The following is a 26208-nucleotide window of genomic DNA, read 5'->3' as shown; positions in this document are numbered from 1 at the left end:
CGCAATCCTCCCCGGCACGGGAAGTGGCGCGCGGCGCGTGGTGGTTCCCCTCCCCGTGCCGGCGAGGATGCGCTAGGTCCATGTTGTGAACCCACGTCCATGAATCTCACCCGCGCCTTGGGCTCGGTCGGCGGGCTGACGCTGGCCAGCCGCGTGCTGGGCCTGATCCGCGATTCGCTGTTCGCGCGCTATGCCGGCGCGGGGCTGGCGTCCGACGCGTTCCTGATCGCCTTCCGCTTGCCCAACATGTTCCGTGCGCTGTTCGCGGAAGGGGCGTTCTCGGCCGCCTTCATTCCGATGTTTAATCGCAAGGTGAACGACGCCGAAGGGCGCGGGCTGGTCGACGGCATCGCCTTTGCCGACGACGCCTTGTCGGTGCTGCTGCCGGTGCTGCTGCTGATGACGGTCGCGGTGGAGCTTGCCGCCTGGCCGGTCACCTGGCTCCTGACCTTCGGGTACAAGGACGCGACGCCGGAACAGTTCGCCTATGTGGTCGAGCTGTGCCGCTGGACCTTTCCCTATCTGCCGCTGATCAGCCTGGTGTCACTGCTCGGCGGCATCCTCAATTCGATGCACAAATTCTGGGTCAACGCCGCTGCTCCGATCCTGCTCAACGTCACCCTGATCGCGGCGCTGGTGTTCCTGCACAGCGTCGATCCACTGCAGACCAGCCGCAATCAGGCGATCGCCGTCAGCGTGTCGGGGGCGTTGCAGCTCGCCTGGCTGGTCCAGAACTGCTGGTCGAACGGCGTCCGGCTGCGGCTGCGGCGCCCGACGCTCAACGCCGACGTGAAGCGGCTGCTGTCGCTGATCTGGCCGGCGGCGGCGGGCGCGGGTGCGGTGCAGATCAACCTCGTCATCTCGACCGCGCTCGCCGCCAAGCTACTCCCGCACGGTTCGGTCACCTACATCTACCTCGCCGACCGGGTGAACCAGCTGCCGCTCGGGCTGATTGGGATTGGACTTGGCACCGTGCTGCTGCCGACGATTTCCGCCCAGCTCGGCCGCGGCGCGGAGGCGGAGGCGATGGCGACGCAGAACCGCGGGCTGGAGCTGGCGCTGTTCCTGACGCTGCCGGCGACCGCGGCGCTGGTGACCGCGGGCGTGCCGATCGTCGCGGCGCTGTTCCAGCACGGCCGCTTCGACCCCATCGCGGCGCAGAACACCGCCGCTGCGCTCGCCGCCTTTTCGATCGGGCTGCCCAGCTACATCCTCGTCAAGGTGTTGACGCCGGGCTATTACGCGCGCGCCGACACCCGTACGCCGGTCCGCTATGCGATCGCGTCGATGATTGTGAACCTGATCCTCAACCTCCTCTTCATCGTCCCGCTGCAGCAGGTCGGGCCTCCGCTCGCCACCGCATTGTCGTCGACGGTCAACGTCCTGCTCCTCTACCGCACGCTGGCCCGGCGCGGTCACTTCGTCGCCGACGCGCAGCTCCGCCGCCGCGCGTGGCGAATGGCGGCGGCGGCGGTGGTGATGGGGGTCGCCTTGTGGTTCGCATCCGACCGGTTCGCGGCGCACATGCATGTCGCCGGGCTGGCGCGCTGGGGGGTGCTGGCGCTGCTGGTCCTGCTCGGCGGCGGGCTGTACGGCGCAGCGTCGCTCCTGCTCGGGGCGTTCCGGCTGGCGGACCTGCGCGGCCTGGTGCGCCGCCCCTCAAAGGCTTGATCCTCATGCGCGTCGTCTCCGGTATCCAGCCCACCGGCAACCTCCATCTCGGCAATTACCTCGGTGCGATCAGGCAGTGGGTCGCGATGCAGGATGCAATGGAGGCGGGCGACGATTGCCTGTTTTTCCTCGCCGACCTGCATTCGCTGTCGGAGCATGTCGCGCCGGCGGATCGCCTGCGGTCGCTGATCGAGATGACGGCGACGCTGATCGCCTGCGGGATCGATCCCGACCGCGCCATCCTGTTCAACCAGGCGCGCGTCCCCGCCCATGCCGAGCTCTGCTGGCTCCTGAACGGCACGGCGCGGATGGGGTGGCTCAATCGCATGACGCAGTGGAAGGACAAGGCGGGCAAGAACCGCGAGGGCGCGTCGGTCGCGCTGTTCGACTATCCCGTCCTCCAAGCGGCGGACGTGCTGCTGTACCAGGCGACGCACGTGCCGGTCGGCGATGACCAGAAGCAGCATCTGGAGCTGGCGCGTGACATCGCGACCAAATTCAACCTCGATTTTAGAGACGCGCTCTTCACGCTGCCCGAGCCGTACATCTCGCCGGCCGCGCCGCGGATCATGTCGTTGCGCGACGGCGCGGCGAAGATGTCGAAGTCCGATCCGTCGGATGCAAGCCGGATCAACCTGATCGATGACGATGACACGATCGCCGCCAAGTTCCGCAAGGCGCGCAGCGATGCGGAGGCGCTGCCCGGCGACGAAGCGGGGCTGGCGGGACGCAGCGAGGTGCGCAATCTGGTGACGATCTACGCGGCGCTGGCGGGAGAACCGGTGCAGGCGGTGATCGATCGTTTCGCCGGACAGGGCTTCGGCGCCTTCAAGTCGGCGCTGACGGACCTGGCGATCGCCCAGCTTGGGCCGGTCCGCACGCGCCTGCAGCAGCTGCTCGCCGATCGCGACGCGGTGGCGGCGGTGCTGGAGCGGGGGGCTGAACGCGCCCGGGCGCTCGCCGCCCCTACCCTGCTTGCCGCGCAGCGGGCAGTGGGGTTGCAGGTCTGAACCGCTCGTCGCAGCGGAGCGCGGCTTCGTCGCGGCGCAAGTAGCTGAAACCGTTGCCGTTAATCGGTCGGTAACCAGCTGCGGCGATGGTCCGTCGCATGAAACTTTCCACCGTCGCGCTGCTGCCGCTCATCGCCCTCGTCGCCGCCTGTGGCGATAGCGGCGGGTCGAGCGCCGGCGCGGTCGCCGTGGTCAGCGCCACCCCGACGCCGGCCGCGACCGCCACGCCGACGCCAACCCCGACTGCGACCCCCACGCCGGCGGCGACGCCAACGCCGACACCGACCGCCTCGGGCTTCACCGCCCAGGCGGCGGCGATGTATACCGCCGGGCCGAGCATCGCGAACTGCACCCCCGGTCAGCTCACCAGCAGCGTCACCAATACGCTGCTGACGGACCTCAATACGATCCGCGCGTTCCACAAGCTGCCGCCCGTCACCTATTCGCCGGGGGACGAGGCAGCGGCACAGGCATCGGCGCTGATGCAGGCGGCGAACGACTCGCTCAGCCACACCCCGCCGACATCGTGGAAATGCTATTCCTCGCTTGGCGATACCGGGTCGTCGACGAGCAACCTTTACGGCGGCTTCGGCAACGGGCTGACGCTGATCAGCGAGGACGAGGTGCTCGCAGGCTGGCTGACCGAGACCAACAACATCGTCGCCGACAGTGTCGGGCACCGCCGCTGGCTGCTCTACCCGTTCCTCGGCAGTGTCGCCTATGGCCGCGTCGCAGGCGCCTCACCGACGCAGACGCGCGGCGACGCAGCGGCGCTCAAGGTGTTCAACAACACGGGCTCGGGCGTCGCCAATGGCACGCTGCCGCCCTATGTCGCCTATCCGTACCAGGATTACCCGGCGCGCTATTTCGCGACGACCTCGCTCCTGTCGTTCAGCGTGATCGCCAGCAGTAACCCGAACAGTTCGGCCAACTCGACGGTCAACTTCGCCAATGCGCGCGTGACAGTGACGCAGCGCGGCGGCAGCGCGCTGACGGTGTCGAACCAGACCTACGACAATCAGGGCTATGGCCTGCCCAACAACCTGCAGTTCGCGGTCGCGGGGCTGCGGACGGGCACCTACTACGATGTCACGATCACCGGCGTGGTCGTCAGCGGCGCGACGCAGAGCTACAGCTACTATTTCCGGATCGTCTGAGGCGCGGGCACCCCCTAGCCTTCAAGTTCCCTCAGCAGCACGCGGACCGCCGAGTCGATCTCCCGGTCGGTGTCCCGCAATTGTTCGACCTTGCGCACCGCGTGGATCACCGTGGAATGGTCGCGGCCGCCAAACTTGCGGCCGATCTCCGGCAGCGAACGCGTCGTCAGCCGCTTGGCGAGGTACATCGCGATCTGGCGGGGGCGGGCGACGGCGCGGGCGCGCCGCGCACTGATCAGGTCGAGCGGCTTCAGCTCGAAATGCTGCGACACCAATTTCTGGATCTCGTCGATCGTGACCCGGCGCTGCTGTCCGCGCAACGCATCGCCCAGCGTCGCCACCGCGAAGTCGAGGTCGATCGCATCGCCGGTTAGCTGCGCATAGGCCGTGATGCGGTTGAGCGCGCCTTCCAGCTCACGAATCGAGCCGGTGATCCGCCCGGCGAGCAGGTCGAGCACCGGCAACGGCACTTCGGCCTGAAGGTCGGCCATCTTGCGATCGAGCACCGCGCGGCGCAGATCTAGGTCGGGCGCCTTGATGTCCGCGACCAGCCCGATGCCGAGCCGCGACAGGATGCGCGCCTCCACCCCGTCCAGCGCCTGCGGACAGCGGTCGGCGGAGATCACCAGCCGCTTCCCCGCCGCCATGATCTCGTTGATCGTGTGGAAGAATTCCTCCTGCGTCGAATCCTTGCCGGCAATGAACTGGAGGTCGTCGATCATCAGCAGGTCGGCGGCGCGCAGCCGCTGCTTGAACGCGAAGGTGTCGCGGACGCGGACGGCGGCGACGAAGTCGTACATGAATCGCTCCGCGGACATGAACAGCACGGTCGCATCGGGCTGACCGAGGAGGAAGCTGTGTCCGATCGCATGCATCAGATGCGTCTTGCCGAGCCCGGTGGTCGAATGGATGAACAGCGGCGAAAAGCGTGGGCTGCCGGGTTCGGCCAGCGCGCGGGCGGCGTTGACCGCAACCTTGTTCGACGCCGCCACCACGAAACGATCGAAGCACAACCGCTCGTCGAGCTGCGGGCGCGGTGCGGGCGGCCGCGCCGGTACCGCGACCGCGACCGGCGCGGGCTCGGCGGTCAGCACCGTCGGCTGCGCGCCCGCGACGCGCGTTTCGATGCCGACGCCGCGAACCTGGGGCAGGTGCGCGCGGAACTCGAGAAGCAGCCGGTCGGCGTAATGGCTGCGCACCCAGTCAGCCATGAATTGCGACGGCAGCGCCAGGCGGACGGAGTCGGCGTCCGAGTCGGTCAGCAGCTCGATCGGCTTGAGCCACTGGTCGAACAGGCGCGCGCCCGCCGACTCGCGCAGGCTCACCCGGATCCTCGTCCACGCCCGCTCCACCTCGGTGCCGCCGCCAATCGTCGTCAGTCGCTGCCCGTGGCCCACGCACATCTCTCCCCTCCCCGCGCGCGATGCCGCGTGAGGCCATGTTGTCTTCGACGACGTTGTTCCTCCGCGCCCCCCGGCTCTTCGGTGTGCGTGCCGATGCTAGTTCAGCCGGGACGTCCGTCCCTGCGTTACGGTTTTATGATCGTGGTCGGCTGAGTCGATCAAGACCGGCAAACGGTCCTAATCGCAAATAAACCGGATTGACTCGGTTTCAGCGACGGAAAACCGTCGAACTATCGCATAAGTGTCTGTCATTGCACGTCTTTTGTCCGCGGCATGCCGACGGGCCTTAAGCGAATCGCGGTGAGTCCTTGGGTTGCGACTTCGTTCCGGGCGCGCAGCAAAAAGCCCGCCCGACCACGCTGGTCCGGCGGGCTGATCAACCCCGAAAATCGATGGGGATCAGGCGAGCGCGGCAACCGCCTTGGTCAGCCGCGCAAACTTGCGGCTCGCCGTGTTTTTGTGGAGCACGCCCTTGGCAACGCCACGCGCCAGCTCCGGCTGCGCCTGCTGCAGCGCCGTTGCGGCTGTCGACTTGTCGCCGGCCTCCAGCGCCGTCTCGACCTTCTTGATGAAGGTCCGGATGCGGCCGACGCGGGCACCGTTGATCTCGGCGCGGCGATCGTTGCGGCGGATGCGCTTCTTGGCTTGCGGCGTGTTCGCCATTCGACTGGAACCTCTAGATACAAAGAAAAGGGAGCGCGGAAGCAGCCCTCCACGCTCGCGTGGTCCGCGCCCTACCCAAAGAGGTGCGCGTGGTCAACACATCAGCCCCTCTGGCAGCGCGGGCACCAGAAGGTCGAGCGCCCCGCCTCCACCCGCCGCCGGACGGGGCCGCCGCACGCGCACGCCCCGCCTTCGCGGCCATAGACCAGGAACTGCTTTGAGAAATAGCCCAGCGCGCCGTCGGGGTGGGCGAAGTCGCGCAGGCTCGACCCGCCCGCGGCGATCGCCTCCTGCAGCACCGCCTTGATCGCGTCGGCGAGCCGCTCCAGCCGCGGCAACGCGATGCGGCCCGCGGCGCGGCTGGGCGCGATCCTGGCGCGGTGGAGCGCCTCGCAGACATAGATGTTGCCCAGCCCCGCGACGATCCGCTGGTCGAGCAGCATCGCCTTGATCGGCGCCGTCCGGCGGCCGAGCGCGGCGAGCAGATACGCCCCCGTCAGCGCGGGACCCAACGGCTCCGGCCCCATCGCGGCGAAGGGCGGGTAGGCGTCGAGCGCGTCGGTCCGCACCAGGTCGAGAAAGCCGAACCGCCGCGGGTCGTTGAGCGCCAGGCTCCTGCCCGCCGCCGTCGCGATGAGCAGATGGTCGTGCGGCTCGATCGTGCCGGGATTGAGCCTCCACCGCCCCGACATGCCGAGGTGGAAGATTAGTGTGTCGCCGCGATCGGTGCCGATCAGCCCGTATTTCGCGCGCCGCCCGAGCGCGGTGACGGTCGCTCCGGTCAGCCGCTGGCGCAGATCGACGGGGATCGCCTTGCGGAGGTCGGCGCGGCGCGGCTCCACCGACGCTAGCCGCTGCCCCGCCAGCACGGGGGTCAGCCCGCGCACCGTGGTCTCGACTTCGGGCAACTCGGGCATCTGCATCACATAAGCATGGGCCCGGGCTTTGCCACCGCCGCGACGCGCCTCTAGAGGCAGGACATGACCGACACCGTCTCCTTCGGCTATGAAGACGTCGCCCCCGACGAGAAGACCCGGCGCGTCGGTGGCGTCTTCTCTTCCGTCGCCAGCCGCTACGACCTGATGAACGACGCTATGTCGGGGGGCATGCACCGGCTGTGGAAGGACCGGTTCGTCCGCCGGGTGAAGCCGCGCGACGGCGAAGCGATCCTCGACATGGCCGGCGGCACGGGCGACATCGCCTTCCGGTTGGCGGAGAGCGGCGCGGCGGTGACGGTCGCCGACATCAACCCGGAGATGCTCGCCGTCGGCATGGAGCGTTCAAGGAAGCGAGGGTTTGAGGCGCTGATCTGGTCCGACCAGAACGCCGAGACGCTGAGCTTCGCCGACCGGAGTTTCGACGCCTACACCATCGCCTTCGGCATCCGGAACGTAACGGACATCCCCGCGGCGCTCGGCGAGGCGCATCGGGTGCTGAAGCGCGGCGGGCGCTTCTTCTGCCTGGAGTTCTCGACGACGCAATGGCCGGGCTTCGCCGAGGTGTACGACGCCTATTCGCATCGGCTGGTGCCGCAGCTCGGCAGGCTGCTGGCGGGGGATGCCGACAGCTATCGCTACCTGATCGAATCGATTCGCCGCTTCCCCGACATGCCTGCGTTCGAGGCGATGATCCGCGACGCCGGGTTCTTGCGGACTGCGGTGGAGCCGATCGCCGGCGGGCTGGTCGCGATCCATTCCGGCTGGAAGATTTGAGCAACCGTTGACCTCCCCCCTCGTCCACACTTGGCGGCTGCTGCGCTGGGGGCGCACGCTGGCGCGGCACGGCGCGCTGCGGGGGATCGAGCGCGACCCGAACACCCCTGCGCCCGTCCGCCGCCTGGCGCGGCTGGCGCGGTTCGGCGCGCGGGTACCCGCTGTGCCGCATTACGCCGACGCGTTCCAGGCGATCGGGCCCGCCGCGATCAAGCTGGGGCAGAGCCTCGCCACCCGCCCCGACCTGGTCGGCGACGGCGCCGCGCTCGACCTGCAGCGGCTTCAGGACCAGCTCCCCGCCCTGCCCTTCGCCATCATCCGCCAGGCAGTCGAGGCGAGCCTGCACCGCCCGCTGGAGACGGCGTTCGCCAGCTTCGAGGAAGAGCCGGTCGGCGCCGCCTCGATCGCGCAGGTCCATCGCGCAGTGACGACCGATGGCCGCACCGTCGCGGTGAAGGTGCTCCGCCCCGGCGTCGAGGACGAGTTCAAGCGCGCGATCGATACCTATCAATGGGCCGCAGCCCAGCTGGAGGCGATGAGCGTCGAGGCGCGCCGCCTGCGTCCGCGGCTGACGATCGAGACCTTCAAGCGCTGGACAGCGCGCGAGCTGAACTTCCGGCGCGAGGCGGCGTCGGCGAGCGAGCTGGCGGAGGCGATGACCGCCGAGCCCGATTTCGTCGTACCGGAGATCGACTGGCAGCGATCGACCGCGAAGGTGCTGACGATGGCCTGGGTCGACGGCGTCAAGTTGACTGACCGCGCCGCGCTCGCCGCCGGAGGGTTCGACCTCCGAAAGATCGCGCGGACGCTGATCCATGCCTTTCTGCGCCAGGCGATCGCGGAAGGCTTTTTTCACGCCGATCTTCATCAGGGCAATCTGTTCGCTCTGCCCGGTGACAGAATCGCGGCGATCGATTTCGGGATCATGGGCCGGATCGATCGCCGGGCGCGGGTGTGGCTGGCAGAAATCCTTTACGGCCTTATCACCGGCGACTACCGCCGCGTCGCGGAAATCCATTTCGAGGCGGGCTACGTTCCCTCGCACCATAATGTCGCCGAGTTTGCGACCGCCCTTCGGGCGGTCGGCGAGCCGATGCGCGGGCTGCCGGTCAAGGACATGTCGATCGGGATGATGCTCGACGGCCTGTTCTCGATCACGCGCGACTTCGACATGGTGACGCAGCCGCATCTGCTGCTGCTGCAAAAGACGATGGTGATGGTCGAGGGGGTGGCGACCAGCCTCGATCCCAACATCAACCTGTGGGAGACGGCGGCGCCGTTCGTGCGCGAGTGGATCAGAACCGAACTGGGACCGGAAGCCGCGCTGGCGGATCGCCTGATCCTCGACGTCCGCACGCTGGCGCGACTGCCCGATCTGGTCCGCCGGATCGAAGCGCGGTTCCCGCCGGCAGGCGGCGAGCCCCCCGCCCCGCCGCTCGCCGCGGTGGAGGTGGTGCGGCTGGGCGGCGGCTGGCGCTACGCCGCGACCGCGCTGCTGAGCGCCGCGATCGGCGCGGGGGGGCTGTGGGCGGCGCTTCGCTGGTGGTGACCGTCCCCGCTCCGTCGCGGCGACGGGCGCCTGTGTTGTTGACAGCGCCGTCGCGCTTTGCCGCGCTGACGCAGGCGCAGGCGCGCGTGGCGCTGGCGGTGATTGCGGCGCTGATCCTGCTGAGCTGGACCGCGCTGATCGCCGCCGACCCGACTGGGGCGAGCGACGGGGCTCAGGCAGGGAGCGACGTTCAGCTCTACACCGGCATCGTCGATGCGGTGCGCCACGGCGGCAGCTATTATGCCTCGACCGCCGATGCGCTGCGGGTCGGGCATTATCCGCTCAGGCCGTTCGTCACTTTCCGCCTGCCGACGCTGGCGGTCGTCGAGGCGTGGCTGCCGCCGATCGTCACGCCGATGCTGCTCTACACGCTGGCGATCGGCGTCGCGCTCGCGTGGGTCGAGCGGTTCCGCGAGGCGTTCCGGCGGCCGTTCGGCGCGGTCGCGGCGACATTGTTGCTGGCGGGGGGCGCGGTTGCGTGCTGGCAGGTCGAGCTTGCCGCGTTTCACGAGATCTGGGCCGGACTGCTGATCGCACTGTCGCTGGCGCGCCATGCGCCGGGGCGGTGGCTGGAGGCGCTGGGCTGGGCGCTGGCCGCGGCGCTGATCCGCGAGACGGCGGCGGCGTACCTCGTCGTGATGGGCCTTTACGCTTGGCGCGAGGGCGACCGGCGCGAGGCGATCGGCTGGGCAGCGGCGCTGGCGGCGCTGGCGACGGTGGTCGCGCTCCACGCCTGGGCGGTGGCGCAGGTGGTGACCGCGGCCGATCCATCGTCGCCGGGCTGGGCGGGGCTGCTCGGGCCGGGCTATGTGGTGCGGACCTGGTATGCGTCGACCGCGCTCAGCCTGCTGCCGCTGGCGTTTGCCGCCCCGCTGGTCGCGTTGACATTGGCGGGGTGGACCGCCTGGGCTGCGCCGGTCGCGACGCGGGCGGCGGCAACGCTCTTGGCGTATGCGCTGCTGCTCGCCACCGCCGGGCGGCTCGACACCTTCTATTGGGGGCTGCTGACCGCGCCGATCCTGCTGATCGGGCTCGCCTTCGTGCCCGACATGCTCCGCGACCTGATCGCGGCCGCGCTCGACAGGCGGCGGATCACCGTGCGACGGGTGACGCCATGAGCCAGGTCCTGTTGATCGTCGGCGGCGGCATCGCCGCGTACAAGGCGTGCGAGCTGATCCGGCTGCTGCGCAAGGGCGGGCATCGCGTACGCTGCGTGCTGACCGAGGGCGGTGCGCATTTCGTGACGCCGATGACGCTGGCGGCGCTGTCCGAGGACAAGGTCCATACGACACTGTGGGACCTGAAGGACGAGACCGAGATGGGGCATATCCAGCTCAGCCGCGAGGCCGACCTGGTCGTCGTCGTCCCCGCCACCGCCGACCTGCTGGCGAGCATGGCGACCGGGCGGGCTCACGATCTGGCAACGACGCTGCTGCTCGCCACCGACAAGCCGGTGCTCGCTGCGCCGGCGATGAACGTCCGGATGTGGCAGCATGCCGCGACGCAGCGCAACGTCGCGCAGCTGCGAGACGACGGCGTGACGGTGCTGGAGCCCGGCGAGGGACCAATGGCGTGCGGCGAGTACGGACCCGGCCGCCTCCCCGAACCAGCCGCGATCGTGACGGCTATCGAAAAGTTGCTCAGCCCGGGGGCTGGGCCGGCTGGACCGCTGACGGGGCGCCACGTCCTGGTCACCGCCGGGCCGACGCACGAGCCGATCGACCCCGTCCGCTACATCGCCAACCGCTCCTCGGGACTTCAGGGCTTCGCAATCGCCGCCGCCGCCGCCGCGGCGGGCGCGCACGTGACGCTGGTCGCCGGGCCGGTAGCGCTGCCGACGCCGGCCGGGGTGACCCGGATCGATGTCGAAAGCGCCCGCGATATGGCGGCGGCGGTTGCCGCGGCGCTGCCCGCCGACGCCGCGGTGATGGTCGCCGCCGTCGCCGACTGGCGGGTCGAGGCGGCGGCGCAGAAGGTTAAGAAGGGCGGCACGGCCTCTGCGCTGACGTTGGTCGAGAACCCGGACATTCTCGCCACCCTCGCCGCCTCGCCGCACCGCCCACGGCTGCTGATCGGCTTCGCGGCGGAGACCGAGCGGGTCGTCGAGCACGCCATTGCCAAGCGCGCGCGCAAGGGTTGCGACTGGATCGTCGCGAACGACGTGTCATCGGACGTCTTCGGCAGTGACGGCAACGCCGTCCACCTCGTCACCGCCGACGGGGTCGAAGGGTGGGAAAGGCGACCCAAGGACGAGGTCGCGCGGCGGCTGGTCGCGCGAATGGCGGCGGCGCTGGCATGATCGCGATCGAGATCAGGCGGCTGCCGCACGGCGCGGGCCTGCCGCTTCCCGCCTATGCGACGGACGGTGCGGCCGGGATGGATGTGGTTGCGGCGGAAGACCTCACCCTCGCCCCCGGGGCACGCCACGCGGTCGCCACCGGTTTCGCGCTCGCGATCCCGGACGGCTGTGAGGTGCAGGTCCGCCCGCGTTCCGGCCTGGCGCTCAAGCACGGCGTCACGTGTCTCAACACGCCCGGCACGATCGACAGCGACTATCGCGGCGAGGTCAAGGTGATCCTCGCCAATCTCGGCGGCGAGCCCTTCGCGATCCGCCGCGGCGACCGCGTCGCGCAGCTGGTGCCCGCGCCGGTGCTCCGCGCCACGTTGCGTGAGGTGGACGCGCTCGACGACACCGTGCGCGGCAGCGGCGGGTTCGGCTCGACCGGGGTGTGACGCTCTCCGACGCGGAGCTGGACCGCTACGCCCGCCAGATCGTGCTCAAGGAGATCGGCGGCGCCGGGCAGGCGCAGCTCAAGGCGGCGAGTGTCACGGTGATCGGCGCGGGCGGGATCGGGTCGCCGGTGATCCAGTATCTCGCCGCGGCGGGAGTCGGGCGGCTGGTGATCGTCGACAATGACCGTGTAGAGTTGTCCAATCTGCAGCGGCAAGTGGTGTTCGACTCGGCGTTGCTGGGCCGGCCGAAGGCGGCCGAGGCCGGGCGCGCCGCGTGCCGCCTCAACCCGGAAGTGCGGGTCGCGCCGGTGGCCGAGCGGCTCGACGCCGCGAATGCCGGGGCGCTGCTCGCCGACGCCGACGTGGTAATCGACGGCTGCGACAATTTCGCGACCCGCCTCGCAGTGGCCGATGCGGTGCTAAGGCTGCGCATCCCGCTCGTCTCCGCCGCGGTCGGGCAGTTCGAGGGGCAGCTCGCGGTCTATCGCGGCTGGGAGACGGACAGACCGTGCTACCGCTGCTTCGTCGGCGACGCGCCCGATCGCGCGGAGGCGAGCTGTGCGGAAGCTGGCGTGCTCGGCCCCATCACCGGCGTGCTGGGCAGCCTCGCCGCGCTGGAGGCGATTCGCGCGATCGTGCCGTTCGGTGACGACCCGGCGGGCAAGCTGTTGCTGGTCGACTTGCTAGCCTGGAGGTTCCGGACGCTGACGCTGCCCAAGGATCCGGGGTGTCCCTGCTGCGGCCGCTGAAGCGCGTGGATTTTGCTGTCCTACAGCCGCGCCTTGCGTCCATTCGGGCAGGGTGACAGCGGACCGACCATTTACTCTGCCAATCGACAACCGCCGCTAACGCGAAACGACGCGATTCGCAGCAACTTCGACAACTTTCAGGCCGTTGCAACGCCGCTTGTGTAGCGCCCGTACCACTCGACGAACCGCGGCAGTCCCTCCGCCAGCGGCGTTGCAGGCTTCCAGCCGAGATCGCGCGTCGTCTCGCCGATGTCGGCATAGGTCGCGGGCACGTCGCCCGGCTGCATCGGCTGCAGGTCACGGATCGCAGAACGCCCGCATGCCTGCTCGATCACCGCGATGAAGCGGTCGAGCGGTTCGGCGCGGTTGTTGCCCAGATTGTAGATCGCGTGCGGTGCCGTGCCCCCGCCCGGCTTGGTGGCGCCGTCGTCCGCCGGCGGCCGGTCGAGTGCTGCCAGCACACCGGCGACGATATCGTCAATGTAAGTGAAATCGCGCTGCATCCGGCCTTGGTTGAAGACCTTGATCGGCCGCCCCGCAATAATGGCGGCGGTGAACAGCCACGGGGCCATGTCGGGGCGCCCCCACGGCCCATAGACGGTGAAGAAGCGCAGCCCTGTCTGCGGCAGGCGGAACAGGTGCGCGTAGGATTCGCTCATCAGCTCGTCCGCCTTCTTGGTTGCGGCATATAGCGAGACGGGATGGTCGACCCGGTCCTCGACCCGGAACGGCAGCGATTCGTTGCCGCCATAGACCGAGGACGACGAAGCATAAGCGAGGTGCCGCACCCCCCGCTCCCGCGCCAGCTCCAGCACATTGAGGTGGCCGAGCAGATTGGCGCGCGCATAGGCCCGCGGGTTTTCCAGCGAATAGCGCACCCCCGCCTGCGCGCCGAGATGAACGATGCGGTCGATGTCCATTCCAGCCACCGCCGCCGCCAGAGTCGCCTCGTCCGCGAAGTCCGCCTCCACGAAGCGAATGTCCGGCGCGAGTGCCGCCAGCCGGTCGCGCTTGAGCTGTGGCGGATAGTAATCATTGAGATTGTCGAGCCCGATCACCTCGTCGCCGCGGGCATGGAGCGCGGCGGCGACATGCGCGCCGATGAACCCCGCCGCCCCCGTGACGAGTACCGCCATCAGCCGAGCAGCCGTTCCGCGAACCCGCGCACCGCCGGACCGATGTCCGGACGCGCCAGCGCCAGTGCCAGGTTCGCCTGGATGAACCCCGCCTTATCGCCGCAGTCGTAGCGGTCGCCTGAGAAGGTGTAGCCGTGAAAGGGCTGCTTCCCGATCAGCTGCGCCATCGCGTCCGTCAGCTGGATCTCCCCGCCAGCGCCCTTTACCGGGTTGTCGAGGATGCGCATCACCTCGGGCTGGAGGATGTAGCGGCCGGGCGTCATCAGATTGGATTTCGCCGTCCCCTTCGCCGGTTTCTCGATCACCTCCAGCACCTCGGTCAGCGGACCGTCGATCCCGCCGGGCGTGATGATGCCGTATTTGTCGGTGTCCTCGGGCGGCACCTCCAGCGCGCCGATCAGATTGCCGCCGACTCGTTCGTAAGCCTTCACCATCTGCGCCAGGAAACCGGGCGCGCCGACCATCAACTCGTCGGGCAGCAATACCGCGAACGGCTCGTCGCCGACGATCTCGCGCGCGCACCAGACAGCGTGCCCCAGCCCGAGCGGCTCCTGCTGGCGAATGTAGACGGGCGAGCCCGGCTTCTGCCGGATACCCTCGATGGCGGCCAGGCTCTTGCCGCGGCCGCGCATCGTGTCCTCCAGCTCGTAAGAGACATCGAAATGGTCCTCCAGCGCGCCCTTGCCACGGCCGGTGACGAAGATGATCTGCTCGACGCCAGCCTCCAGCGCCTCTTCGACCGCGTACTGGATCAGCGGCTTGTCGACGACGGTCAGCATCTCCTTGGGCATCGATTTGGTCGCGGGGAGGAAACGGGTCCCCAGCCCCGCCACCGGAAACACGGCCTTGCGCACTCGCTTGAACGTCACTGCCGGTCCTCGCTTGTTCGTATACGCCCGCGCCTAGCGGCGGGTGCGGATCGTCGCAAACCACATGCGGCAAGCCGGTAAAGGGCGCTTTAAGCGGACGGCGCTAGGGAAGGCCCCATGAGCACTATCCTCGTCATCTTCGGCACCCGTCCCGAGGCGATCAAACTGTTTCCTGTCATCCGCGCGCTTGGCTCGACGCCCGGGCTGCGCGTGCGGACGTGCGTCACCGCACAGCATCGCGGGCTGCTCGATCAGGTGCTGTCGATCGCCGACCTGACGCCCGACATCGATCTCGATCTGATGGAGCCGGGGCAGACGCTCGACCGGCTCACTGCGCGGCTGCTGACCGGACTTGGCGAGGTGATGGATCGCGAACGGCCCGATTGGGTGGTCGTCCAGGGCGACACCGCCACCGCGATGGCAGGCGCGCTGGCGGCCTATTATCGCCAGGTGCCGGTGGCGCATGTCGAGGCGGGGCTGCGTTCGGGCGATATCTACCATCCCTGGCCGGAGGAGGTGAACCGCCGCATCGTAGCGCCGATCGCGGCGCTGCACTTCGCGCCGACCGGCACGGCGGCCGCGGCGCTGAAGCGCGAGAACATCGCTCCCGATACGATCCACGTCACCGGCAACACGGTGGTCGACGCGCTGCAGTGGACGCGGGCGCGGGTCGCGGCGGACCCTGACCTGGCGGGAGGACTGGACGATGTCCTCGCGCCGCTCACTGGCAAGCGGCTGGTGCTGGTCACCACCCACCGCCGCGAGAACTTCGGCGACGGCATGGCGGCGATCGCGCGCGCGCTGGTCCGGATCGCCGATCGCGGCGACACGGCGCTGCTCTTTCCCGTCCACCCCAATCCGCAGGTCGGGCCGGTGATGGACGCGATCATCGGCGCCAAGGAAGGTGGGCGGCCGGAGATCATCCGCACCGCGCCGCTCGACTACCCCCACTTCGTCCGCGCGCTCGCCGCCTGCGACTTGGTCCTGTCCGATTCGGGCGGCGTGCAGGAGGAGGCGCCGGCGCTCGGCAAGCCGGTGCTGGTGATGCGCGAGACCACGGAGCGCCCGGAGGGCGTCGCGGCCGGCACCGCCAGATTGGTCGGGACCGACGAGGACCGAATCGTCCACGAAGTCTTCAACCTTCTCGACGATAGCGGCGCCTATGCCGCCATGGCTCGCGCCCACAACCCGTTCGGCGACGGCCATGCCGCGGCACGGATTGCGGAGCTGATCGCGGATGCTTGCCGACACTGACCTTTCCGTCTGCGTCCTGGGGCTGGGCTATATCGGCCTCCCCACCGCGGCGGTGATCGCACGCACCGGCGCGCAGGTGCTGGGCGTCGACGTGACGCCGCACGTCGTCGACACCGTCAATTCGGGCAAGGTGCACATCGAAGAGGTCGATCTAGACGCGCTGGTCTCCGGCGTCGTCGCGCGCGGCACGCTGCGCGCGTCGACCGCGATCGCGCCCGCCGACATCTTCCTGATCGCGGTGCCCACTCCGTTTGCCGACGATCACCAGCCGGATATCGGCTATGTGCTCAAGGCGGCGACCACGGTCGCGGCAGTGCTGAAGCGCGGCGACACGGTAATCCTCGAATCGACCTCGCCGGTCGGCACCACCGAGCAGGTCCGCGACCTCTTCGCCCAGCTACGCCCCGACCTGACCATGCCCGGTCGCAGCGGCGCCAATGAAGGTTGGGCCGATGTAGCTATCGCCTATTGTCCGGAGCGCGTGCTGCCTGGACGCATCCTCCACGAGCTGATCGCCAACGATCGCGTCATCGGCGGGATCACCCCGCGCTGCGCGCGCAAGGCGCTCGCCTTCTACCGCCGCTTCGTCCGCGGCGCCTGCGTCACGACGACGGCCAAGGCGGCGGAAATGACCAAGCTGGCCGAAAACGCCTTCCGTGACGTCAACATCGCGTTCGCCAACGAGCTGAGTCTGGTCGCCGATGCGATGGGGGTCGATGTTTGGGAGGTGATCCGCCTTGCCAACCGCCATCCGCGCGTCTCGATCCTGCAGCCCGGACCGGGGGTCGGCGGCCATTGCATCGCGGTCGACCCGTGGTTCCTGGTCGCCGCCGCGCCCGATTGCACACCGCTGATCCGGACCGCTCGCGAAGTGAACGACAGCAAAGTCGAGCATGTCATCGCCGAGGCCACCAGGCTGATCGACGCACAGCCCGGCGCACCGGTTGCCTGTCTGGGTCTCGCTTTCAAGGCCAACATCGACGATTTCCGCGAGAGTCCCGCCCTCGCCGTCACGCTCGCCTTGGCGCGGCGGTTCGGCGCCCGGGTCAAGGTGGTCGAGCCTTATGCCGCTGCCCTGCCCGCGGCCTTTGCCGGCACCGGTGCGGCGCTGATCGACCTCGACACGGCGCTGGCGACATGCGCGGCGATGGTGGTTCTGGTCGACCACGACCTGTTCCGCTCGGTGCCGCTGGAGGAGCGCGCACAGGCCGCCGTGCTCGACACTCGCGGCATCTGGCCCGATCAGCCGCGTCCGCTCGCCCCGGTCCCGCTGCGCCTGGCGAGCTGACCGCGCGGGTTGCGGGACCGGGGGGCGCCGCCTATGTGCGCCGCTCTTCATGATCGGTAAGTTTCTACGATCGCGCCGGTCGCTTGCGCCCGGCTCCGCCATACCCGCGGGCCAGCGCGTCTATGCGATCGGCGACGTGCACGGCTGCCTCGCCGAACTCGACCGGCTGCTCGCGCAGATCGACGCCGACGACGCGGCGCGCGGGCCGGCGGACACGACGCTGGTGTTTCTGGGCGACCTCGTCGATCGCGGTCCTGACTCGGCGCGGGTGGTGGAGCGGGTAGTGCAGCTAACGTCCGATCGGGCCGACGTACACTGCCTGCTCGGCAATCACGAAGAGGTCTTCATCGGCGCACTGTCCGGCGATGAAAAAGCCCTGCGTCTGTTCTGCCGGATCGGTGGTCATGAGACGGCGCTCTCCTACGGCATGACCGCGCTTGCCTATGAGCGCGCCGATTATGGCGAGCTCGCCGAAGCGCTGCAGCGGCTGGTACCCGCCGCGCATCGCTCGTTTCTCGCCGGTTGCGAGGATATGGTCGCGATCGGCGACTATCTGTTCGTCCATGCCGGGGTTGCGCCGGACCTTCCGCTTGACCGGCAGCGGCCGGAGGATCTGCGCTGGATCAGGGCGCGCTTCCTCGATCATGACCGGCCGCTGGAGCGAACGATCGTGCATGGCCACACGATCGCGCCCGAGGTCGAAATCCGCCCCCATCGTATCGGCATCGACACCGGCGCGTACCAATCAGGGGTACTGACTGCGCTCGCGCTGGAGGGGCAGGAACGCTGGGTCCTGCAGAGTTAAACTGCGTGTCGCCTTATTGCCGCACGTCACCGCGAAACGCGGATACAACCGTATTCCCGCGGGTTATCGGGGTTGTCATCACCAAGCGGGCATGGCATGACCCGCGTGAGAGTTCAAAAGGGAGTACGACATGCGTCTTGGGAAGTATCTCATGGCCGCCGCTGCCGCCACGATGGCGGTTGCTCCGGCGGTCGCAGCGCCTGCCAATCCGGCCGCTGGCCTGTCGGTGACGAAGTCGGCGCGTGCCGGGTCGCCGTCGGCGCGTCGCAGCAACCTTGATGGTGGCGGCAGCTTCATCGCCATCGCCGCGGCGGTCGCCGTGATCCTCGGCATTGTGATCGTCGCCGGCGAGGACAACACGCCCAAGAGCCCGTAGGTTCTGGTGCACCGTTGATGGAAATAGCGGCCCGCGGGCCGCTATTTTTTTGCCTCGAATGACCATAGGTGCAGGTTGCGACGGCTGGTGTTGCCGTTCGTCTGCGACGGCGGGGGGCAGGCATTCATCGCGCTGGCTTCCTCCGCTTGCCCGTGACATAGGCTTGCCAGCCGGGTACGTTGGGCTGGAGTCCGCATCATTATGCAGCAGCGCTTGAGGGGTGCCAGCGCGCGATTGAGCCAACGATTGCTCCGGCTCGACAGATGGCAAAAGCGGTCGGTCGCGATTGCGTTCGACGTCTTGCTTTGTGCATTCAGCGTGTGGTTCGCTTATTATCTGAGGCTCGGTTATTGGCCGGCGGTAACTGCTGGCCCTGCTTGGCCGATCCTCGTTTCCGTGTCGCTTGCCGTTCCGGTTTTTGCGGTTGTTGGCCTATATCGCGCCATATTCCGTTACGCAGAGCTTGCCGCGATACACAGCATCGGCTGGGCAGTGAGCATCTACGGTGCGCTGTTCTGCTGGTTATACACCTTCATCGGGGTGGCGGGCGTCCCGCGAACGGTAGGTCTGATTCAGCCCCTATTATTGCTCGTGATGCTTTGCGCGTCGCGAGTTGGAGTACGGGTGTGGCTTAACGGCGCGACAGCAGATCGCAACCGTCGCGATAACAAGCCGCGGGTGATGATCTATGGTGCGGGCTCAGCAGGGCGTCAGCTCGCCAGCGCGATCATCGCATCACGCGGCATGAAGTTGATCGGGTTCCTGGACGATGATCAGCGGTTATGGGGGGCGACATTAAATGGCGTGCGTATCTGGAACCCGGCAAAGCTGGATACAATCGCCAACCGATGGGGTTTGACGGACGTTTTGCTTGCAGTGCCATCTGCAACGAAGGGTCGCCGGAACGCAATTGTTGCCGCACTACGGCACTTACAACTGCATATTCAGACCTTGCCCGCGGTACTGGACCTAGCCCGCGGAAGCGTTTCGATCGCAGATCTAAAGGAATTAGAGATTGAGGATTTACTCGGTCGTGAACCGGTAGCTCCTGATCTCACGCTATTGCAAAGGAATATCACAGGTAAAGTAGTCCTAGTAACAGGTGCGGGCGGTTCGATCGGAAGTGAGTTATGCCGGCAGATAATCCTAGCCGATCCAGCGTTGCTTCTACTTGTTGACCTGAGTGAGCACAGTCTTTATCTGATCCATCAAGAGCTCATCCGCTTTTCCGGAAGCAACTCTTCAGTGGTGCCGGTTGCCCTGCCGCTCCTGGCATCGGTTCAGGATGAGCGGCGAATGCGCGAGATAATTGGGACATGGCGTCCCGATACGATCTATCATGCCGCGGCTTACAAGCATGTGCCGCTGGTCGAACATAATACCGTGGAGGGGGTGCGTAACAACGTCCTCGGCACCCTGGTCACTGCATCGCTCGCGATCGAGTACGCAGTCGCCAATTTTGTCCTTATCAGTACGGATAAGGCGGTACGCCCGACAAACATAATGGGCACAAGCAAACGACTAGCCGAGATGGTGCTGCAAGCCCTACATGCCGAGGGTTGTGATACCTGCCTCTCGATCGTCCGCTTTGGTAACGTTTTAGGCTCCAGCGGTTCAGTCGTACCGCTATTCCGGCAACAGATCGCTACCGGCGGCCCGATCACGATTACCGATCGTGAGATTACGCGCTATTTCATGACAATTCCTGAAGCGGCGCAGCTCGTCATCCAAGCAGGCGCCATGGGCGGTGGCGGCGACGTTTTTGTGCTAGACATGGGTGAGCCCGTGCGCATTTATGACTTGGCGCGCAATATGATCGAACTCAGCGGCTTGTCGCTTCGAGATGACGCGAATTTGGACGGCGACATTGCTATACGGGTCGTGGGACTGCGGCCGGGCGAGAAGCTGTTTGAGGAACTGCTGATCGGCGGCGACGTGACCGCCACCAGCCATGCCCGTATAATGCGCGCGCGCGAGCGTATGCTGCCGTGGGGCGAGCTTTCGCTAATGCTCCAGTCTATCTCAACCGCACTTGAGCAGGGTGACGCCGCACGAGTTCGCGCGTTGCTCAGGGCGGCCGTTCCTGAATACAGCCAAACATCTGAACTGGTCGATTGGGTCGCGCGCCAACGTTCGGCTGCGATGTCTGATGCCCGTTCTGATCGGCGACCGGGCGGATAGCTCACGACGCCCTACAAACCTTGTCATAGCCAATGCGCTGTGCAAGCGCACCCCGAGCTTTACCATCGGCCGAGAGACACGTTAACCCATGATCGGCAACTTTCACTCCGCTCCGATATTGCTAATTGTCTTCAACCGGCCACAAAAAACGCGGGCGCTGGTCGATCGGCTGATGGAGTGGAGTGGACTGGACATCCTAGTTGCCGCAGATGGGCCAAGGAATGCAGCGGAACGTGGCAAATGCGATGCGGTGCGTGCAATTATCGCGGAGCTCGCCGCCCGGCATCGGGTTCAGACACGGTTCTCTGATGTTAATCTGGGCTGTGGAGCCAATGTGGCAGGTGCGATCACTTGGGCATTTGCCCAACGCGAGACGCTGATCATCATCGAGGATGACATCGATATTACTTCAGAGTTTCTAAGTTTTTGTAATGACGGATTAGATCGCTATCGTGATCACTCCGAGATATTCTGCATCTCAAGCGGTCCGCTAGTAAACCTTAACTCTAGCTATTCTACATTGTTCTTAACAAGGTTCCCCAATATCTGGGGATGGGCTAGTTGGCGGGATCGATGGGCAGGATATTCTTTGACATTAGATGGTCATTCCACGAAGGCAATCTGGCGTGTGTTATCTGATACCTTTCCTTCCGTCACTACACGCCTTTACTTTTTAATACTGCTTCAGCTGATGCGGACACGACGAGTCGACTCTTGGGATTTTCAGCTTTACTTTCTGGCTTGGGCCAAAAGCGCTTTTGCTTTGATCCCTTCGCATAATCTAGCACAAAATGTCGGATTTGACGAGGAGGGAACGCATATGCGCCGCGTACCGGCTAATGTCGGGGTCGTGACCGCAACTAGGATGGCGCTCGATCTGGCGCAGCCAATCGCCCTTTCCAACACTTACGATCAGATGATCGCCCGAGATGTATGGCGGATCAGTTTATATCGCGTGCTACGCTTCGTCATTAAGTACCTGATCACGCGGCCTGCACGCTATTCTATGCTCGGTGGTCAAACGTCGTGACGGGTATGGTCGAGCCACCAGGCCCATTAATTACCGTCGTGATCGCCCTTCGCAACGATGCCAAGGCTTTAAATAATACTTTGGCCTCGATGGTAGGCCAGGAGTCCGTTGAGCGTACGCTTGTACTCATCATCGACTCTAATTCGCTTGATGCGCCCATCGATATCGTCCACAAGTATGAAGATAGGGTTTCGATTGAGTTCTGTACAGGCTATGATAGCGGCATATACAACGCTTGGAACAAAGCCCTTAAATTAGTTAGAACCCCTTGGCTGACCTTTTTCGGTGCTGGGGATACTTTTTGCGAGTATGCCCTTACTAAGCTGATCACGCACATAGTGGAAGATCCGCCAGTAGATATCGTCTCGTCTCGATCTCGCAACATTTATAGCCCGACGCATCATGTGATCGGCGGAAAGCCCTTTCGTATGGAGGAGTTCTGTCGTCATTTTACAGTTAATCACTCTGGCTTACTATATCGGCGGGAAGTCTTCAACTCTTACGGGAATTTCGATGAACGATATCGCAGCTCGGGTGATTACGATTTTCTGGTCAGGATAGGATCACGAGTACGTTTCGACTTTCTTGACGCAATCGTCAGTAATTATCTAGTCGGCGGGATCAGCTCACGGTCACTCATGCCGATCAGGGAGACCTATCAAGTTCGTAGGCGACATGGACTTGCCAGCCGGTGGAGCAATTATGCGCAATTTGCTCGCGCGGCGACAGCCTATTATATGAGCAGATGGCGGTGATAATGTCGCGTGGTAACCAGGAAGACGCTGAAGCAGAAGGCCAACTGCGGCGCACGTGGCGAACTTACGGATTGCTTGGTGTGGTACGGCTCACGCGCGACCTGCTGCTGACCCGTCTGATGTATCCGGGGTCTCGAATTGTCCGCTACCCATGCACGGTTCGGGGACGCCGGCATGTTCGCCTGGGGCGTGAATTGACAGTCGGCATAGGACTGCGGCTGGATGCATTCGGTACAGCCGATGCCGGCATCCTGATCACGATTGGTGACAATGTCGAGATCAACGATCACGTCCACATCGCCGCCATCAAACGGATCGTGATCGGAAATGACGTACTGATTGCCAGTCGAGTGTTTATTAGCGATCACAACCACGGCGACTTGGACGGAGACACTTTAACGAACGGGCCCGCTGTTCCGCCCGCTAAACGGCCGCTCAACGCGCGCCCGGTTGTGATCGGCGCTAGGGTGTGGATCGGAGAGGCTGCACTGATCCTGCCCGGTATCACGATCGGCGAAGGCTCGATCATCGGCGGTGGTGCGGTAGTCACGCACGATGTTCCCGCAGGCTGCGTCGTAGCGGGCAATCCAGCGCGGATGCTCCGCCGCTTTGATCCGGTGACTGGCCGCTGGCAAAAAGTGCTGACCGCGTGAAAATCGTCGTATCGGCGGTCAACTTCACGGAAGGCGGTCCGCTGACGGTACTGCGGGAATGTCTGGCCGCCGGGCGCCAGCTGTTCGGATCAGAGGTCGAGTTGATCGCGCTCGTACATAGCGCTGACCTTGTGGCAATTAAGGGCGTCCGCACGATCGAGTTTCGACGAGCCAAGTCTTCTTGGTTTAGACGGGTATATCTAGAATATCACTACTTCCGGAAGCTGGCGCGGCAGATACGCCCCGATTTCTGGTTTTCGCTCCATGATGTCACTCCACTACTCGATGATGTGCCTCAGGCCGTATATTGCCATAACCCTGTTCCCTTTTTTCGGCCGACACTCCGGGACGTCTGGCTCGACCCCACATTGTTGGCCTTTCGCTTTCTTTACGGGTTATTCTATCGCTTCAATATCGGGAGTAACCGTTCGGTCGTGGTGCAGCAACAGTGGCTCCGAAGCGCGTTCGAACGGCGCTACCGAGCTGCCAATGTCATCGTCGCGCACCCCGGAGTCGCAGACCTTCACCGCGCGTCGGACAAAGCAGCGCCATCGGGTAAGCTGATCCTTTTCTATCCTACCGTTCCGCGCGGCTTCAAGAATGTAGAGGTTTTGTGTGAGGCGATGGCGCTCATGCCGCCCACCCTGACCCGCAGTGTCGAGCTTCGCATTACGATCGTCGGGACCGAAAACCGCTATGCTCGCTGGTTGTACAGAAGGTATAAAGGCGTTGCTGGTATATCTTTCGTTGGCCGGCAGGATCGGGTGGCGATGGCACGCCACTATGCCGATTGCGGTGCCCTTGTCTTTCCGTCACGGCTAGAAACCTGGGGACTGCCGATCACCGAAGCAAAGCAGGCCGGCAAGCCGATGATCGTAGCCGAAGCTCCATACGCTCGTGAAGCGGTCGGCAATCATGACCGGGTGCAATTCACCGACCCGACCAACGCTTCAGCATGGGCCCGAGCCATTGTTGCGGCGTCAGAGGGATCACCCGGCTGGGGCCCAGCTCAATACGACGTACCGGCGGCACCGTACGCGCCCGACTGGACCGCCCTATGGAAGATGCTAGTGCCGGAAGCCGTCAGCATGACGGAGTAAAGAAGATGTTGTACGTAGCGTTGATCTTTGCCGGATCTAACGGGACAAGAGCTGAACCGTCCTCCATCACTGTATGAGGAGCATAGCCCCAGTTTTGCATCGTTTCGACAATCTGCGCGACCGTGGTATCATACGAGGCGAGGTTAGCGTCGTAGAGTTCCAGCATCATCAATCGAGGTCTGCGCGATGGGTCACGGAACAGCGCCTCGCCGCCTCGCAATACCTTCTCCTCAGCGCCCTCAACATCGATTTTAACGATGTCTATCCGCTCGATTTGCTGAGTGGCAAGGTATTGGTCCAGCCGGACCGCTCGGACGGCGATTGCCTGAGCCTCACTGAAAGTCCCCGTTGCACGCATCGACGAGTAGGCAGAATCAACAGAGATACTGAATGCGACAATCCCGTCTTCATCACTCAGCGCGAGCTGATTGATTGTGATGTTGTGTAGTCCACTCAACTCTGTGTTAAGATGGATCATCGCTACGTTGAGTGGGATCGGCTCAAAGGTGTGAACATGCCCCTTACGAGCGCACCGGGCCATCAGGAGAGAAAAATAACCAATATTTCCGCCAACATCGATACAGATGTCACCAAGCCTGATCTCTCGTTCAAGGAAAATACTTTCCGAGGCCTCAAAGACGCCATTTAGCCAGATAAGCCGGCCGACATCCTCATTCGCGAATACGAGCATTTCTCCAGCCCCTGTGCGTACGAGACGGATAGACCGACGGCCGCGCGGCACCCGCACGATCGACCACCGCATCCTCACTCCATTAGCCAACCGCTTGGCAAGACGCATGCTACTGTTCACCGAAAGTTGGAGAGGAAGACCCGCGAGCACGCAGTTCGCTGAACATCTGACGTGCCAGTAAACAGATCACGATCGCGTAGGCCAGCCGGCCGAAAGCCGCGGCCGACAAGCCCCAGTGCCGGATCGCCACCCAGGTGACCAGAAGGCCGATGATCCCTGCAGATATATTGACGAGCGCGACGGTTCGAGATCGCCGCAAACCGAGGAGAACGAAGTGCGGCACGTTGTTAATGGCGAGTACAGCGAATGCAATTGCCAGCACGGTTAGGATCGGCGTCCCGGTAGCCGCGAAGTCCCCGCCCACCCACAGCCACAAGATCCAATGGCCGAATATGATGAGGCAAAGCGCCGCGATGCCCGCGGCCGTGGTCAGAATGAGCATCGCCTTTGCAGCCATGCCGCCGATTGTGTCGCTTCCTTCGGCGTCCGCCCTGCTAACCTTGGGGAGCAGCACCTGCGCTGCAGCCGCAGGAACGGCGGTGATCTGTTGGGCGAGCTGTAGGCAGACGCTGTAGCGGGCAAGTGGGTCGGCGCCCAGCATCCCGCCGATCAGCAGCCTGTCTGCCATGCCGAACAGTGCGGAACCAACGGCTTGACCCCAGGTCCAGACACCAAAGCTGAATATCCGCCGCACCACGGGCGGGTCCCACCGCGGGATCAACCAGCCTTGACGCAGAAACTTCGTGGCAATGATCCCTTTCGCGAGACAGCGCACTGCCGTCAGCGTGACCGTGGTCACAACAACCGACGAAAGGCTGGACCAGACCCACGCTGCAGCAACCGCCGTAGCGACAATCGCCGACTTGCTGGCTAGCTCAATGCGGGCGGAAAGATCGAAACGTTCCGCGCCGCGCAGAGTGCTCGCAAATACCAAGTCGACCTGCTCCAGCGCGATCAGCGTCGCCGCGCCTACGAACAGCATTCGAATGGTATCAGGCGGCCCCATGCGCTTCAACAGATTTGGTCCGAGGACGACGCCGACGGCCAGTAATACCATGCAGAGCAGCGCCGTGGCCACCAAAGTGACGGCAAGACCGCTGCGTACTCCCGCCCCAGCACCCTCGGCGTCGCCGCGCCCGCGCGCTTCGGAAACCTCCTTGACCACGGCCGTGCCCATGCCAAGGCCTGCGATCCCGCCAAAACCATTGAAGGTTAGCAGCAGCAGATACTGTCCATATTGCGCCGATCCCAATCCCCGTAACAAAAACGGTGTCGCTGCGAACATCATTAGGGGGTAGGCAATGTATTCAGCGACTGCCCAGACGCTTTGTCCGCCCACCCGCCCTGTACGGAGCACACCGCC

The 26208-nt window shown here is 65.4% G+C and carries 25 protein-coding genes; 18 read left to right on the top strand and 7 right to left on the bottom strand.

What is annotated here, in order from left to right; genetic code table 11:
• Positions 1–99 precede the first annotated feature (99 nt).
• From murJ to ACP2AD_RS07650, 3 genes are all read left to right on the top strand, one after another.
• Positions 100–1671, top strand: a complete 1572-nt coding sequence (murJ, locus tag ACP2AD_RS07660; protein ID WP_425229493.1) for a murein biosynthesis integral membrane protein MurJ — start codon at positions 100–102, stop codon at positions 1669–1671.
• Between the two features lie 5 nt (positions 1672–1676).
• The gene (trpS, locus tag ACP2AD_RS07655) at positions 1677–2681 is read left to right on the top strand and encodes a tryptophan--tRNA ligase (protein WP_425229492.1); all 1005 of its coding nucleotides are present in this window, start codon (positions 1677–1679) and stop codon (positions 2679–2681) included.
• A gap of 98 nt (positions 2682–2779) precedes the next feature.
• Positions 2780–3838 carry a CAP domain-containing protein gene (locus tag ACP2AD_RS07650; RefSeq protein ID WP_425229491.1) on the top strand — a complete coding sequence of 353 codons (1059 nt, stop codon included), beginning with the start codon at positions 2780–2782 and terminating at the stop codon, positions 3836–3838.
• A 14-nt stretch (positions 3839–3852) separates the two neighbouring features.
• On the opposite strand, the gene dnaA is transcribed toward ACP2AD_RS07650, so the two are convergent.
• The 3 genes from dnaA to mutM form a co-directional block, all read right to left on the bottom strand.
• Positions 3853–5241, bottom strand: a complete 1389-nt coding sequence (gene dnaA / locus ACP2AD_RS07645) for a chromosomal replication initiator protein DnaA (RefSeq protein ID WP_425229490.1) — start codon at positions 5239–5241, stop codon at positions 3853–3855.
• Positions 5242–5640: 399 nt separating this feature from the next.
• The gene (gene rpsT, locus ACP2AD_RS07640) at positions 5641–5904 is read right to left on the bottom strand and encodes a 30S ribosomal protein S20 (RefSeq protein ID WP_425229489.1); all 264 of its coding nucleotides are present in this window, start codon (positions 5902–5904) and stop codon (positions 5641–5643) included.
• Positions 5905–6005: 101 nt separating this feature from the next.
• On the bottom strand, positions 6006–6821 hold the full coding sequence (mutM, locus tag ACP2AD_RS07635; RefSeq protein ID WP_425229488.1) for a bifunctional DNA-formamidopyrimidine glycosylase/DNA-(apurinic or apyrimidinic site) lyase: 816 nt from the start codon (positions 6819–6821) through the stop codon (positions 6006–6008).
• A gap of 63 nt (positions 6822–6884) precedes the next feature.
• Between mutM and ACP2AD_RS07630 the strand changes: the two genes are divergently transcribed.
• Genes ACP2AD_RS07630 through ACP2AD_RS07605 form a run of 6 tightly spaced genes read left to right on the top strand, consistent with a single transcriptional unit; the run spans position 6885 to position 12647 of the window.
• On the top strand, positions 6885–7616 hold the full coding sequence (locus ACP2AD_RS07630) for a class I SAM-dependent methyltransferase (RefSeq protein ID WP_425229487.1): 732 nt from the start codon (positions 6885–6887) through the stop codon (positions 7614–7616).
• 7 nt (positions 7617–7623) lie between these two features.
• On the top strand, positions 7624–9165 hold the full coding sequence (gene ubiB, locus ACP2AD_RS07625; RefSeq protein ID WP_425229486.1) for a 2-polyprenylphenol 6-hydroxylase: 1542 nt from the start codon (positions 7624–7626) through the stop codon (positions 9163–9165).
• Positions 9166–9197: 32 nt separating this feature from the next.
• Positions 9198–10283 carry a hypothetical protein gene (locus ACP2AD_RS07620; protein WP_425229485.1) on the top strand — a complete coding sequence of 362 codons (1086 nt, stop codon included), beginning with the start codon at positions 9198–9200 and terminating at the stop codon, positions 10281–10283.
• Positions 10280–11464 (top strand): bifunctional phosphopantothenoylcysteine decarboxylase/phosphopantothenate--cysteine ligase CoaBC, encoded by a 1185-nt coding sequence (gene coaBC, locus ACP2AD_RS07615; RefSeq protein WP_425229484.1) that lies wholly within the window; start codon positions 10280–10282, stop codon positions 11462–11464. The genes ACP2AD_RS07620 and coaBC overlap by 4 nt, the downstream gene beginning before the upstream one ends.
• Entirely contained in the window at positions 11461–11898 is a 438-nt protein-coding gene (gene dut, locus ACP2AD_RS07610; RefSeq protein WP_425229483.1) for a dUTP diphosphatase, read from the top strand. The genes coaBC and dut overlap by 4 nt, the downstream gene beginning before the upstream one ends.
• Positions 11895–12647 carry a HesA/MoeB/ThiF family protein gene (locus ACP2AD_RS07605; protein ID WP_425229482.1) on the top strand — a complete coding sequence of 251 codons (753 nt, stop codon included), beginning with the start codon at positions 11895–11897 and terminating at the stop codon, positions 12645–12647. The genes dut and ACP2AD_RS07605 overlap by 4 nt, the downstream gene beginning before the upstream one ends.
• 137 nt (positions 12648–12784) lie before the next feature.
• Here ACP2AD_RS07605 and ACP2AD_RS07600 read toward each other — a convergent pair whose 3' ends face one another.
• On the bottom strand, positions 12785–13783 hold the full coding sequence (locus tag ACP2AD_RS07600; protein ID WP_425229481.1) for an NAD-dependent epimerase/dehydratase family protein: 999 nt from the start codon (positions 13781–13783) through the stop codon (positions 12785–12787).
• Positions 13783–14652 (bottom strand): UTP--glucose-1-phosphate uridylyltransferase GalU, encoded by an 870-nt coding sequence (gene galU / locus ACP2AD_RS07595; RefSeq protein ID WP_425229480.1) that lies wholly within the window; start codon positions 14650–14652, stop codon positions 13783–13785. Before galU ends, ACP2AD_RS07600 begins: the two co-directional genes overlap by 1 nt.
• 117 nt (positions 14653–14769) lie before the next feature.
• Between galU and wecB the strand changes: the two genes are divergently transcribed.
• The 9 genes from wecB (at position 14770) to ACP2AD_RS07550 (ending at position 24094) form a co-directional block, all read left to right on the top strand.
• Positions 14770–15906, top strand: a complete 1137-nt coding sequence (gene wecB, locus ACP2AD_RS07590) for a non-hydrolyzing UDP-N-acetylglucosamine 2-epimerase (RefSeq protein ID WP_425229479.1) — start codon at positions 14770–14772, stop codon at positions 15904–15906.
• Positions 15890–17194 carry a UDP-N-acetyl-D-mannosamine dehydrogenase gene (gene wecC, locus ACP2AD_RS07585; protein WP_425229478.1) on the top strand — a complete coding sequence of 435 codons (1305 nt, stop codon included), beginning with the start codon at positions 15890–15892 and terminating at the stop codon, positions 17192–17194. Before wecB ends, wecC begins: the two co-directional genes overlap by 17 nt.
• A gap of 49 nt (positions 17195–17243) precedes the next feature.
• A complete protein-coding gene (locus tag ACP2AD_RS07580) occupies positions 17244–17999 on the top strand; it encodes a metallophosphoesterase family protein (protein ID WP_425229477.1) in 756 nt (251 codons plus the stop codon).
• 130 nt (positions 18000–18129) lie between these two features.
• A complete protein-coding gene (locus ACP2AD_RS07575; protein WP_425229476.1) occupies positions 18130–18375 on the top strand; it encodes a hypothetical protein in 246 nt (81 codons plus the stop codon).
• A gap of 201 nt (positions 18376–18576) precedes the next feature.
• Positions 18577–20556: a polysaccharide biosynthesis protein gene (locus ACP2AD_RS07570; protein ID WP_425229475.1), complete on the top strand. Its 1980-nt coding sequence runs from the start codon at positions 18577–18579 to the stop codon at positions 20554–20556.
• A gap of 88 nt (positions 20557–20644) precedes the next feature.
• Positions 20645–21586 (top strand): hypothetical protein, encoded by a 942-nt coding sequence (locus tag ACP2AD_RS07565; RefSeq protein WP_425229474.1) that lies wholly within the window; start codon positions 20645–20647, stop codon positions 21584–21586.
• Between the two features lie 5 nt (positions 21587–21591).
• The gene (locus ACP2AD_RS07560; RefSeq protein ID WP_425231116.1) at positions 21592–22341 is read left to right on the top strand and encodes a glycosyltransferase; all 750 of its coding nucleotides are present in this window, start codon (positions 21592–21594) and stop codon (positions 22339–22341) included.
• Positions 22332–22994, top strand: coding sequence for a hypothetical protein (locus ACP2AD_RS07555; RefSeq protein ID WP_425229473.1), 663 nt, complete (start codon positions 22332–22334; stop codon positions 22992–22994). Before ACP2AD_RS07560 ends, ACP2AD_RS07555 begins: the two co-directional genes overlap by 10 nt.
• Positions 22991–24094 carry a glycosyltransferase gene (locus ACP2AD_RS07550; protein ID WP_425229472.1) on the top strand — a complete coding sequence of 368 codons (1104 nt, stop codon included), beginning with the start codon at positions 22991–22993 and terminating at the stop codon, positions 24092–24094. Before ACP2AD_RS07555 ends, ACP2AD_RS07550 begins: the two co-directional genes overlap by 4 nt.
• Here the strand turns inward: ACP2AD_RS07550 and ACP2AD_RS07545 are convergent.
• Positions 24078–24857 carry an FkbM family methyltransferase gene (locus ACP2AD_RS07545; RefSeq protein WP_425229471.1) on the bottom strand — a complete coding sequence of 260 codons (780 nt, stop codon included), beginning with the start codon at positions 24855–24857 and terminating at the stop codon, positions 24078–24080. The genes ACP2AD_RS07550 and ACP2AD_RS07545 overlap by 17 nt on opposite strands.
• 37 nt (positions 24858–24894) lie before the next feature.
• Complete coding sequence (locus tag ACP2AD_RS07540; RefSeq protein WP_425231115.1) at positions 24895–26184, bottom strand: lipopolysaccharide biosynthesis protein; 1290 nt, start codon at positions 26182–26184, stop codon at positions 24895–24897.
• Positions 26185–26208: the final 24 nt, after the last annotated feature.

The sequence above is a fragment of the Sphingomonas sp. genome, assembly GCF_965248875.1.
Lineage (GTDB): Bacteria > Pseudomonadota > Alphaproteobacteria > Sphingomonadales > Sphingomonadaceae > Sphingomonas.
Note: the sequence above shows the minus strand (reverse complement) of the source record. Positions and strands in the feature narration are given on the sequence as shown.